Raw genomic sequence first — 11,874 nt, forward strand, 5'->3', positions numbered from 1 at the left:
ACACTACGAGCAAGGTTGATTCTGGTACTGCATCGGATGTCAAACCGAACGACATAGTCACGTTAACCGTTATTCCGCCCCAGGGAGCAACCCTGCCGATTACGGTCACCATACCGGCCGCCATCCACAACACAATGGCGCTGTACTAAGACAGCCGCACCACCCTTTCAATTTTCTTTGAAAGGGTTTGCGACTTAAAGTTCTGAGACACAAGACAGGGAATGATACAATGCAGGAGGCTGTAAGACTTGGATAATGCTGCTGTAGATGTGGTGTACACAAGCGACGACCAGAAGAGGATCGACGCGATGGAGAAGGATCTCGAGGTACTCAAGGTATCCATCAAGAAGCTGATGATCGACATCCGCGACGAGATGAACAATACTAAGAATCCCTTCGTCAACCTGCAGCAGCTCCAGGCTCCTACCGCAGGAATTGAGGTGAGAGATATGAGCAATGCGCCCGCAGAGCCGGTCGATGAGCTGGACGAGCCGGAAGAGCTGGAAACGCCGGAGACACTGGTAATGGAAAAGAAAGAGACACCCGTTGCCAAGGCGAAGCCAGTAGATCCTGCCCCCCAGGTACAGGCTACTCCACCGCTGGCCGATCCGGTGATCGAAGAGATGGCTGAAAGGCGGGATGCGTTAATGAGCGAATTCGAGGATGCGAAAATTCTGCTGAAGCAGATGAAAGAAGAGATCAAGGAGCGCGAGGCTGCCGTCCGCTCAAGGGACCCGGCCAGGCTCGACCCTGAAACTATCATAAAGCTCATGCAGTGGACCAAGTCGGTCGTCATGAAGAACGGCACTGCCCGGTTCTATAACCTGCTGGACGCATACGTGTCCATGGGCTATCTGAACCCCCAGACGCGGGCTATCATCGAGAAGATGTGCAAGCTCGTATGCCCGGAGGTGGAGCCGATCCCCAAGGACATCGACATCAAGGAATGCGTGGGCGATATGTACGCGCTCTTCCTTATCCTTAATCCCAGGGACAAGGACATGGATTCGAGGATGCTGGCGATCATGCTCGGGTACGAGGATCGCACACTGAACATCCTGTAAATTATTTTGAATATAATATGAAAGCGAATTTAGTTACATCTAAGCAGGTACTGGAGGCAGAGGAAGATGGCATCGGAAGTCATAAGCAGCGCATTACTGATGATCGCGACGATCATCGCCGCGGTCGCGCTGATCAGCGCCGTCTTCCCCTCTGTCTACAGCATGGCCGGCTCGATCACGAGTACCACGAGCACCGTGAACGACCGGATGAAATCCGATATCAAGTTCATCTACGAAACAACTGACCAGGAATATACTCTTACCGCGTGGCTGAAGAACACCGGTAAGACGCAGCTTTTACCGTCGAGCTTTAATAATACGGATATTTTCTACGGTGAAACAAATTCGGCCATGGCCAGGGCGGTATTGAACGCCACTTCGGCGCCCTCCTGGACCTTCGAGATCGAGAACGATAACGGCAATGGCCGATGGGACCCCGGAGAGACGATGAAGATCCAGATCGTCTCGGACGAGAAATTCACTCCCGGTAACGACTACAAGATCAGGGCCGTCCTGTATAACGGCGTATTCTGCGAGGACTATTTCACGGTCTGAGGTGTTGCCATGGGATTTGATTCTGTGATTGCATCGGGGATCGCGCTGATGGTGCTGATGGTCGTATCCTACGCCCTCTTCTCGGGCTTTACGGCGTCCATGGACGGCATGACATCGACGCTCAAGGACGTCATGAACGTGAAGAACGACCAGCTCAAGACCCAGATCTCGGTCGAATACGACTACGTCAGCCTTAATAATAACACGTTCACGATGACGTTACACAACACGGGAGACACGAAGATAGTCAATATAACCAAAATGGAGATGTTCATCACCCTGAGCAACCGGACGGATAACAAGACCCGGACGTACTGGATCCCCTACTCGAACGATATCAATGCAACGCAGCCCTCGTGGACGATGGTGAACATAACGCCGGACATTATCAACCCCAGGGTCTGGGATCCTGGCGAGGCTATGGTCTGCCAGGTCTCACTACCAGAGAGACCGGAGACGGGCATCGTAGGCTGGCTCATGATCACCGTGCCGAACGGCATGACGACTTCGGGCTATATCCCGGTAGTAAACGAGGGCAAAGAGGAGACACAAACATGATGGCCGATACACAAGCTGAGATGCGCGAAAAAAAGAAGCGGGTCCTGCCCACCGGCAACGCTGAGATCGACAAGAAGCTCGCCGACGGCCTGCCCCTGAACTCGCTGAACCTCCTGGAGGGAGCGAACGACACGGGCAAAAGCGTCCTCTGCCAGCAGATCGTCTGGGGAGGCATGAACGATGGCCTGAGCGCCGCCATATTCACCAGCGAATATAATTCCCACAGCCTGCTCCACCAGATGGAGGAGCTCGGCATGGACGTCTCCGACTATTTCGCCTGGGGTTACCTGAAGATCTACCCCATCGACCTGGAAGGGGTCAAGTGGACCGAGGAGCTGTCGAAAAATTTCCTGCTCCACATGATCGATTGTATCCGCGAGGCGAAAGAGGAACTCATCGTCATCGACTCGTTCACGCCATTCACGTTCTGCGCGAGCCAGGAGAGCCTGTTCAACTTCTTCACCGAGTGTAAGAGCGAATGTGACCGGGGAAAGACCGTGATCATCACTTTACACTCCTACGCCTTCGATGAGGATACGCTGACACGCATACGGTCCATCGCGGACGGCCACATCAAGCTCCGGCTCGAGACGGTGGGCGACAAGAACGTCGGTATGATGGAAGTCGTCAAGATGCGGGGAGCGAAGAAGGTCGCCGGGAACATGGTGAGCTTCGAAGTGCACCCGGGCTACGGGCTGAAGGTCGTGCCCTATTCGTCCATATCGGTATAAGGTGAGAACATGGCAGCTGAAGTCAACCTACCATTCGCAATAAATACAAGCCCCGACGTCCACGATCACTCTAAGCTTACCAGCTGCAGCACGTTTAACAGCCTGGATGACGCCACGAAGAAGGAGGTCGAAAAGAACCCGTTCCTGCTGGACTATTTCCACCTCATTCCGCCCGACACCGTGGAGATCCCGAAATTCTATCCCAGGCTCGATAAGAAGCTGGGCGAGTTGAAGGCTCCGAACGTCCTCTATCCGGTGGGCGATTCCGTTTATATTCATATCTATCCGGACGTGAATGACGTCCGGAACTACTACATCCCGGTGGAGCCCAGCTTCATCTCTGACGTGAAAAAATACGTCCCACTCGCCGAAAAGCTCCTGGTCGACCTGGTATCGAAGTTCGATCCTAAGACGCCGGAAGAGCGGCGGGATATTCTCAAGGAATGCCTGCGGCAGCTATGCGTTATCGGCAATGGCAAACCGCCCGAGAAGGATGCCAATGATAAAGCCCCCGCCGGTCATGGCGCTAAGAATGGCAAGGTCTCGGCGAACATGCTGTCCGGCCTGCTGGCCATCGTGTCCGGCAAGAAGGAGAATAACGAGAAGCTCTACCTGACGGCAGGCGAGTACCAGGCGCTGGAATACCTGATGCTGAGGGATAAGATAGGCATGGGCCTGCTGGACCCCGTCATCATCGACCCGAACATCGAGGATATTACCTGTGACGGCTACGGCCCCATCTTCCTGGAGCATAAGGTCTTCAAGGGCCTGAAGACGACCATCGAGTTCAACCCGGAGGACCTGAACAAATTCGTGCTCCAGCTATCGGAGCGCATCGGCAAGCCTATCACCTACGCCAGCCCGATTATCGACTCCACGCTCCCGGACGGCAGTCGTATAAACATCGTCTATGGCGAGGACGTATCCAAGAGGGGCAGCAACTTCACCATCCGTAAGTTCAACGCGAAGCCGCTGAGCATTCAGGACATCATCGGGTCGAATACGATCGACTATAATATGGCCGCCTACCTCTGGATCATGATCCAGGAAGGCATGAGCCTGTTCGTCAGCGGTGAGACCGCGAGCGGCAAGACGACCACGCTAAATGCCATCATGGCATTCATATCGCCGAACGCAAAAATCGTGTCCATCGAGGATACGGCCGAAGTCCAGGTGCCCCACAAGAACTGGACGAGAGAGATCACCCGGGCCAGCAACAAGGGAGAGAACTCCTCGGACGTCGGCATGTTCGACCTGCTGAAGGCGGCGTTAAGGCAGCGCCCCAACTACATCATCGTGGGCGAAATCCGTGGCATAGAAGGCGCCATCGCCTTCCAGGCCATACAGACAGGCCACCCGGTCATGTCGACTTTCCATGCGGCGTCAGTCGAAAAGCTCATCCAGCGTCTCACCGGCGACCCCATTAACGTCCCGAAGACGTACGTGGATAACCTTAACTTAGTGATCATCCAGAGCGCCGTGCGCCGGCCCGACGGCCGAACCGTGCGCCGTGTCATGTCCATCAACGAGATCGTCGGCTATAACCCCCAGACCAAAGGCTTCAACTATATCGAGGCTTTCTCCTGGGACCCGGTGACGGATAAGTTCGAGTTCCGGGCCAATAAGTCGAGCTACTTGCTGGAGCAAAAGATCGCCCGGAAGCTGGGCATACCCCAGAATAAGATGCACCTCATGTACGACGAGATCGAGAAGCGCAAGAACATCCTGATGAAGCTCAAGGAGTCCGGCGTCACGGACTACGACGAGTTCTTCCAGACCATCACCAAGGTCGAAAAGCAAGGCATGCTCAAGCTGGAGGTATGAACGATGAGCGGAGTAACTGCAAATTCGGAGAAGGCGAAAAAGTCTCAGTTTAGCCTGAAAGGGCTATTAAACAGCTTTTTATCGCTATTCGAGCCCATTATCAGCTACTTCCGCACATACATGGAGAACAACCGCATCGACATCGACGTCCTCTACATGGTCACCTACATGAACTCCATCGCCACGGCCAACATCAGCAGGGACGAGATCTTCAAGCGCGTGTCGGAGCGCGACGAGTACGCCTGCTCAAAATACATGAACCAGGTCTACGTCCTGGCCAAGAACTGGAATTACGAGTACGGCACGGCGTGTAACATCGTGGCGGAAAGGGTCTCGAACTGGAGACTAAAGGACCTCCTCATGCGCCTCTCAAACGCGATGGCCGCCGGCGAGCCCGAGGCCAAGTTCCTCGAAAGCGAGTGGCAGACCATGATGGTCATCTACAAGAACGAGTACGAGAGGAGCCTGGAGTCCATGAAAAAGTGGACTGACGCCTACACCGCCCTGCTCGTCTCCGTGTCATTTATGTCAGTGACAGTGCTGCTATCGACATGCATCTATAACATGGGCGATCCGGAAACGATGATCGGTGCCACGCTTATCGTGATAGCCCTGATCGCCGGCATAGGCTCGTTCGTGCTCCGGTCGGAAGCCCCGAAGGAGCTTAAGACCCACAGCATGGAAACTCGCTCCCCCGAGCAGGACAGGATCAAGGATATGAGCAAGATCCTCCTGCCCGTCGCCGCTATACTGTCAATCGCCATGTTCGCGGTGGGCGTCGACATGGGCATCATACTCATTGTCCTCGGCCTCATAATCGCCCCTATGGGCTTGATCGGGTGGAGGGACAATAAGAACGTCACGAAGCGGGACGAGGACTACTCCCAGTTCATCAAAATGCTGGGCTCGGTGGTCGGCAGCATGGGCCTTACAGTAAAGGAAGGCATCACGAAGGTCGACCAGAAGTCCATCGGAAGCCTGGAGCCGCTGGTCCAGAAGCTCTATATCCGGCTGGTCATGGGCCTTGACCCGAAGGTATGCTGGAATAAGTTCATTGGCAACAGCGGCAGCGAGCTCATCAGCAAGTTCACCCACATCTTTACCGACGCCATCGACATGGGCGGCGACGCCGACAGGATCGGCAAGCTCGTGAACAACACCAACATGGAGGTCGTGCTGCTCCGCATGAAGCGCCGGCTGGTCTCGTCCAGCTTCACGACGCTCATCTTTCCGATGCATACGGCCATGTGCGCGCTCACCCTGTTCGTGATCCAGATCCTCATCATATTCTCAGGGATGATAACAAACCTGTATAGTACGATGTCGTTCAACTCGGGCACCGATATCTCGGGCTCGGGCTTCTCGGTGAACTCGCTGGGCTTCACGATGTTCCAGAACGTTCCGACGCATCTCCTGGCCACGTTCGGCGTGGCGCTTGTCGTAATTCTGACCATAGCCGATACCCTGTCTGCAAAATACGTGGACGGCGGAGATACCTATATGCTGTATTTCTACGGCTCCATCATGGCGGTGCTCTCGGGCATCGTCCTTCTCGTCGTGCCGGTAGTCGTGCAGTCGATATTCACTTTCACGTCACTCTCGGGGGTGTGAAAATGGTCATAGGCATCAACATAGGAGGCAAAAGATCTGTAAAAAATATGAATAATCAAATGGAGGGCATAATGATGGTTACGAACGTAAATGCCGGGACCGTACCGGCCATCAATACGGCACACTATTCGAGTCCCCTGACGACCATCGCGCTCGCAGCGGGCCGGCTGTTCAGGCCGAAGAGCAAGGAGATTCAGGCGATCGACGAGCAGCTTAACTCGATCATCATGAATCCGGAGGGCATAGGCAAGGCAAAATTGAAACCGGCCGAGCCGGTGGTGGAGAAAGAGCCCATAGTCCTGGAGTCCATAAAGGTCGAGAAAGTCCAGAACTATAAGGAAGTCCTGCCACTGGTCGAAGCCGGCCCGGAGATGAAAGAAATTATCGAAGACGTAAAGGAATTCGCAATAAAGTATAAGAGCACCGTCAATTTAACGCCCGATATTGCGCTTGTAAAAGATGCGGCGGCCGTAGCGTTAGAGTCCCCTGTGGCACCGCTCACCGAGGCTAAGCCGGTATCAGGGCCGGCGTCAGGGATAAAGGAGCCGATAATGGATATACCGGCACAAAATGCGAAAAATGCGCAGAAAGACCCGCTGGTCCTGAACGACGACCTGCTGGCAAAGCTCAAGCAGTCGGCAAAGATCGAGGTGGCCAGTAGCGCAAAGGATATCCGGCGCGATATGTTGAGCGAACACGTGACTTGCGACTACCTGGAAAGCGAGCTGACTGAGTTGTCTCTGGTATTCAAGAAGGCGGCAAAGAAGTCCGCCAGGAAGCATTAGATATTAAGGGGGTATGTAGCGTTTGATCGAGAATATGTATCTGACTAAAGGCGACCTGGACGCCCTGTCCATTAAAGGCCGGCGCGTGATCATCAATAGCCATAAGCTTGGAGATGTAGGCGACACTCTCACTATCGTGTACAGGAACTTTAAGCTGACCGGGGTCCATAAGGTCCCCATCGTTACGGCAGCGTCCAGGTATTACCGCCTCTTAGGCTTCGAGTCTCCCCGGGAGTTCATCGAATCCCTGGTCTCCGACGACTATATGGACATAGCGTCCGACCACATGTACGTCCACTACTTTGATATCGACGAGCGGTGCCTCGGCGACCATTCGGCATACTAGGTTTAGCGAGCCTTTTCTATCGCTTAGCCTGCTGTTTTTCTAAACGTTTAACATATCCATGAGATCTTAATCAATCTGGTATAATTTTAGTATTGAGATCATGACTTAATTATAAGCTTGCAATGAGTACCCAAGAACTGTTTTCACCTTATTAATGCTGTGTTGAATTGCTCCTTTATTTTAAGCTTTATAAGGGCACAGAGGGCACTATTATTCACCACAAAGGCACGAAGAGCACAGAGGATCACAAAGTTTTCTTTTTAGATTAAGTTACAAAGAATCACAAAGCCGGTTCATTGACATCAGGGCACGAAGGATACAAAGACACAGTGGAATGAACAAGAGCACTTTTTGCCCCTGTGCCATCATATCCTGTATCTTAAAAGTTCAAAAAGCGGCTCTGTGCCCTTTGTCTCTTAATTATAAAAAAGACTTTGTGAGCCTCCGTGCTCTTCGTGCCTTTGTGGTGAAAAATAGTGCCTCAGTACACTCCGAGACTTAAAAAGGCATATCCAACACAGCAAATAAAAATAGAAAAAAGAAGGTGTGAAGGGAGACACATCCTTCACAGCCCCCCTTTGTTTGCTGTTTTTCGTTTTTACGTTTTTCATGCGTTTTTCGTTTTTACGTTTTTATGCGTTTTGGCGTTTCTAATGCGTTTTTAGGTTCGTTTTTATTTTGGATAATTGTAAACGCTTAGCATTGAGGACGCATAATTTTTGGCCGCAAGCGTCTGGCGGCCAAGGTTGGCGATACCTCCCAGGCGGTCGAGAGTCCTGTACTCCCACATATCGTCGAATAGGTCATACAGGCCATGCTGAGCGATATATAAGTTTATAATAACGAAGCCTGCGCAGAGCATTACGCCAGCCCAGGACTGGGTTGCGAGCCAGGTGAAGTCGTCGAACCCGCTCAGCGCGTAGGCGGCATTATAGAGTGTAGAGATCGACGCGCAGAGCATCATGTACGAAAGGATGGTGCGCCGGTAGAAGAGATAGATCAGGGCAGCGACGATCGTCGTAGCCAGCGTCCCGCCGATCACGATCGGGATATTATAGGGCATGCTGGTTATGACATAGCCCGAGATGCTGTCGAAGGACAGGGGCCCATTCACGTTGAGCTGGAGTATATTCCCGCCGCAGAGCCATATCATGATGGCATGGCCGAGCTCATGTATATATGTAGTCAGGTAAGCGAACGCCAGTATCGAAATGAAGATTATTCCGGCGTTGAGTGTATATTTTTTCGTGTTCCGTTCCATTTTCGTGTCTCCTTTTTATGTTCATGATAAATTTGTCTATATTTTTCACCTACGGGAAGAACATGAACGACAGCACATATGTGGCTATCATCGTCGTCCCTGCTGCCATTAATATGATGAATTTTGCCTTATTCGAACCTATTTGCATTTCAATCACCAGAAACCCGTGATACTTGCCTCGCATCATGGATTCCACAACAAACGTTATTCTAATAAAAGTATATATAGATTGCGCTTTATGTCCATCATAAGATAACATCATAAATGATAGTCAAAATATATCGTCAAATTATTCCAGCCCAACAGTACGACCAAAGAGTATATATAATTTATAAAAGTGAAGATATGACCAGCTATGGACGTTAACAGGGAAGAGCTAACTAAAATTAAAGAGGTACTGAAGGCGAATCCGAGAGGAATGAACGTCCTCGAGATTTCCAAGGCTATAAAGATGCACAGACAGTCCGTGGCCAAATACCTGGAAATGCTTGCCATCTCGGGAAACGTTGACGTCAAGACCTTCGGGCCCGCCAAAGTGTATTATATTTCTCAGAGGGTGCCCGTATCCTCGATGTTAAGTCTGTCTTCCGACCTGATCGTGATACTGAATAGCGATAGGAAGATCATCAACGTCAACGACAGGTTTTTAGAGTTCATCAACGCGAAGCGGGAGGACGTCATTAACAAAGATTTTAACACGATCTCGCCCGCCCTCGACTTCGAGCCTTCCATCATGCCCAACATCGCCGACGCGCTGGGCGGAAAGGAATCGTCCATCGAGGCCTACTTCAAGCATAAGGGTAACGAGCGCTTCTTCAGCGTGAAGTTCATCCCCATGGTCTTCGAGGAGGGCCAGCAGGGCGCCACGATCCTCCTGGAGGACGTCACGAAAGAGAAGCTCATCGATCTCACCATAAGGGAGAGCGAAGAAAAGCTGAGGAGCATTATCGAGCAGTCATCTGACGGCATCATGATCACCGATGAGAAAGGCATCATCATCGATTATAACAGGAGCCAGGAGGCACTCACGGGCATAGCCGCCGACCAGGCGCTGGGCAAGTTCGCCTGGGACATCCTGTTCCCGATCCTGCCCGAAGACAGTCGGGACGATAAGACATATAAGCGCTTCCAGGCGACCTGTAAGGATATACTGAAGGGCATGCGGCCCGCGGACCGTTACCAGGAATTCGAGATCCGGAGGCCGGATGGAACAATACACGTGATCCAGGTATCCGTGACCCCGATCAAGTCGGAAAAAGGCTTTATGGCCGTCGCCAGTTTCCGGGACGTCAGCAGCCACAAGGCCATGGAGGGCGCCCTGCTGGAAAGCGAGGAGAAGCTTAATATAATCATGGAAAAGCTCCACGCGGGCGTCGTCATATACCAGGGAGAGAGCATCGTGGACGTAAGCCAGGCGGTCGAATGGATGACGGGATATAAGCGTGACGACCTGGCTAAAATGAAATTCTGGGACATCGTCGCTCCCGAGTTCCGTGAGATCGTCCGGCAGCGCGGCCTCGCCCGGCAGAAGGGCGAGCAGCCGCCGACGAGCTATGAGTGCAGGCTCATCTCCAGGAACGGCGAGCCCCGGTGGATGGAATTGAACGCCGGCTACATAACCTATAAAGGCGAGCCCGCCGGCCTCATCACGTTCTTCGACATCAGCGAGCGAAAGAAAATGGAGGAGAATCTCAAAGAGAGCGAGACCCTCTTTAAGTATACCCAGCACATCGCGGGCATAGGAAGCTGGAAATGGGACCTGGTCTCGGACCGGATCTCGGTATCTGACGAGGTATACAATATTATGGGCATACCGATGGTAAGCCCCTCTGTCAGCCTCGACCAGTTCTTATCGTTCGTTCACCCGGACGAGCAGGCAACCGTTTTGAAAAAGTTCTATGAAGCCCTCCACGTGAAGGGTAAGTTCAGCGGAGAAATTCGGATAATCCGGGGAGACGGCGCCGAGCGCACGGTGCGCGTTGAGGAAGAGGTGACCCGCGATGACTCGGGCAATCCCCTCACCATGTACGGTATCATGCAGGACATCACCGAAGACCGGCGCATGAGCCAGGAATGGTCGCAGCTCATTGACCGCCTGAAGGATACGAACGAAGAGCTGTCGATGATCATGTACGTTTCCGAGAGCGTATTGAACGCCCAGAGCCTGGAAGAAACGCTCCTATCGATACTGCAACGGCTCACCCAGGCGATGGGAGCCGATGCAGGGGCGATCCTGCTGAAGGAGAACGACCGCATCAACGTGAAAGCCAGTATCGGCTTTAATGAATCGGCCATAGCGAAGCTGTCCGTGCCTGCGGGAAGGGGCTTTTCGGGCACTGTCACCGCTTCCGGCGAGCCCCTCTACGTGGAAGACCTGCAGACCGATCCCCGTGTTATCAGCCCGGTACTGAAGGAGATGGGCTTTAAGACCGCCCTTGGTGCGCCGATTAAGGACCGGATGGAGATCATTGGCGTGCTGCACATGGAATGGAAGGAGATCCACCCGTATAAGAAGGTAGACATGGACGTCATGAACATCGTCGCGGACCGCTGCAGCGCCGCCGTCATTAACGCAATGCTCTACCGGAAAAATAAGAAGCTGCAGCTCCAGTCCCAGTATAAGACAACCAAGGGCTTTTAAAGTTGTCTATTTCTCTATTTTTTCGATGATGCCCCGGGCACACTCGATGCCCATGGCAGCGGCAGGCACGATACCTCTAGTAACTCCCGCCCCATCACCACAAACGTAGAGGTCATCGACCACCGCCGTCTCGAAATGCTCCCTCGTCTCGGGGCGAACGGCCGCGAACTTGATCTCCGGAGCATACAACAAAGTGGCATCGGAAGCCACACCAGGCACCACCCGGTCCAGCATATCCAGGCCCTCCAGAAGATCAGTGACCACCCGATGCGGCAAAGCCATGGAAATATCGCCCGGCGTAACGGCTTTAAGCGTGGGCTCGACGTAGCTTCGCCTCAGGCGTTCCCAGGTGGACCGCCGGCCTTTTTTCAAATCCCCTAAACGCTGCAGGAGCGGCCGGCCCCCGCCGATAGTCTTCGCCTGCTCCGCAATCGTACTACCATACTCGTTCGTATTCTCCAGGGGCTCAGTTAAAGCAATCTTCGTCAGAAAAGCGAA

The 11,874-nt window shown here is 53.0% G+C and carries 10 protein-coding genes and 1 pseudogene; 9 read left to right on the top strand and 2 right to left on the bottom strand.

Going from position 1 to position 11,874, the window contains the following annotated elements; translation table 11 throughout:
* Window positions 1-248 precede the first annotated feature (248 nt).
* The 8 genes from VMC84_RS00795 to VMC84_RS00830 all read left to right on the top strand — a co-directional run bounded on the left by VMC84_RS00795 (window position 249) and on the right by VMC84_RS00830 (window position 7,474).
* A complete protein-coding gene (locus VMC84_RS00795) occupies window positions 249-1,064 on the top strand; it encodes a hypothetical protein (RefSeq protein ID WP_325377183.1) in 816 nt (271 codons plus the stop codon).
* A gap of 66 nt (window positions 1,065-1,130) precedes the next feature.
* On the top strand, window positions 1,131-1,619 hold the full coding sequence (locus VMC84_RS00800; protein ID WP_325377185.1) for a hypothetical protein: 489 nt from the start codon (window positions 1,131-1,133) through the stop codon (window positions 1,617-1,619).
* Between the two features lie 9 nt (window positions 1,620-1,628).
* Window positions 1,629-2,177 carry a hypothetical protein gene (locus VMC84_RS00805; RefSeq protein ID WP_325377187.1) on the top strand — a complete coding sequence of 183 codons (549 nt, stop codon included), beginning with the start codon at window positions 1,629-1,631 and terminating at the stop codon, window positions 2,175-2,177.
* Window positions 2,174-2,908 carry an ATPase domain-containing protein gene (locus tag VMC84_RS00810; RefSeq protein WP_325377188.1) on the top strand — a complete coding sequence of 245 codons (735 nt, stop codon included), beginning with the start codon at window positions 2,174-2,176 and terminating at the stop codon, window positions 2,906-2,908. Before VMC84_RS00805 ends, VMC84_RS00810 begins: the two co-directional genes overlap by 4 nt.
* A 9-nt stretch (window positions 2,909-2,917) precedes the next feature.
* Window positions 2,918-4,732, top strand: a complete 1,815-nt coding sequence (locus VMC84_RS00815; RefSeq protein WP_325377190.1) for a type II/IV secretion system ATPase subunit — start codon at window positions 2,918-2,920, stop codon at window positions 4,730-4,732.
* Between the two features lie 3 nt (window positions 4,733-4,735).
* Window positions 4,736-6,343 (top strand): archaellar assembly protein FlaJ, encoded by a 1,608-nt coding sequence (flaJ, locus tag VMC84_RS00820; protein WP_325377191.1) that lies wholly within the window; start codon window positions 4,736-4,738, stop codon window positions 6,341-6,343.
* Between the two features lie 71 nt (window positions 6,344-6,414).
* Window positions 6,415-7,128 (top strand): hypothetical protein, encoded by a 714-nt coding sequence (locus tag VMC84_RS00825; RefSeq protein ID WP_325377192.1) that lies wholly within the window; start codon window positions 6,415-6,417, stop codon window positions 7,126-7,128.
* Between the two features lie 34 nt (window positions 7,129-7,162).
* Complete coding sequence (locus VMC84_RS00830; protein WP_325377194.1) at window positions 7,163-7,474, top strand: hypothetical protein; 312 nt, start codon at window positions 7,163-7,165, stop codon at window positions 7,472-7,474.
* A 673-nt stretch (window positions 7,475-8,147) separates the two neighbouring features.
* Here VMC84_RS00830 and VMC84_RS00835 read toward each other — a convergent pair.
* Window positions 8,148-8,735: a M50 family metallopeptidase gene (locus tag VMC84_RS00835; protein ID WP_325377195.1), complete on the bottom strand. Its 588-nt coding sequence runs from the start codon at window positions 8,733-8,735 to the stop codon at window positions 8,148-8,150.
* A 355-nt stretch (window positions 8,736-9,090) separates the two neighbouring features.
* Here VMC84_RS00835 and VMC84_RS00840 point away from each other — a divergent pair, with 355 nt between their 5' ends.
* The gene (locus VMC84_RS00840; protein WP_325377197.1) at window positions 9,091-11,376 is read left to right on the top strand and encodes a PAS domain S-box protein; all 2,286 of its coding nucleotides are present in this window, start codon (window positions 9,091-9,093) and stop codon (window positions 11,374-11,376) included.
* 6 nt (window positions 11,377-11,382) lie between these two features.
* Here VMC84_RS00840 and VMC84_RS00845 read toward each other — a convergent pair.
* Window positions 11,383-11,874: pseudogene (locus tag VMC84_RS00845) on the bottom strand (FAD-dependent oxidoreductase); the annotation flags it as partial.

Source organism: Methanocella sp. (assembly GCF_035506375.1).
Taxonomy (GTDB): Archaea; Halobacteriota; Methanocellia; order Methanocellales; family Methanocellaceae; genus Methanocella.

Excerpts from the sequence above, each read along its gene's own strand:
- VMC84_RS00800 (WP_325377185.1), top strand. The coding sequence starts at position 1,131 with ATGGCATCGGAAGTCATAAGCAGCGCATTACTGATGATCGCGACGATC.
- VMC84_RS00815 (WP_325377190.1), top strand. The coding sequence starts at position 2,918 with ATGGCAGCTGAAGTCAACCTACCATTCGCAATAAATACAAGCCCCGAC.
- VMC84_RS00835 (WP_325377195.1), bottom strand. The coding sequence starts at position 8,735 with ATGGAACGGAACACGAAAAAATATACACTCAACGCCGGAATAATCTTC.
- flaJ (WP_325377191.1), top strand. The coding sequence starts at position 4,736 with ATGAGCGGAGTAACTGCAAATTCGGAGAAGGCGAAAAAGTCTCAGTTT.
- VMC84_RS00840 (WP_325377197.1), top strand. The coding sequence starts at position 9,091 with ATGGACGTTAACAGGGAAGAGCTAACTAAAATTAAAGAGGTACTGAAG.
- VMC84_RS00805 (WP_325377187.1), top strand. The coding sequence starts at position 1,629 with ATGGGATTTGATTCTGTGATTGCATCGGGGATCGCGCTGATGGTGCTG.
- VMC84_RS00825 (WP_325377192.1), top strand. The coding sequence starts at position 6,415 with ATGATGGTTACGAACGTAAATGCCGGGACCGTACCGGCCATCAATACG.
- VMC84_RS00830 (WP_325377194.1), top strand. The coding sequence starts at position 7,163 with ATGTATCTGACTAAAGGCGACCTGGACGCCCTGTCCATTAAAGGCCGG.
- VMC84_RS00810 (WP_325377188.1), top strand. The coding sequence starts at position 2,174 with ATGATGGCCGATACACAAGCTGAGATGCGCGAAAAAAAGAAGCGGGTC.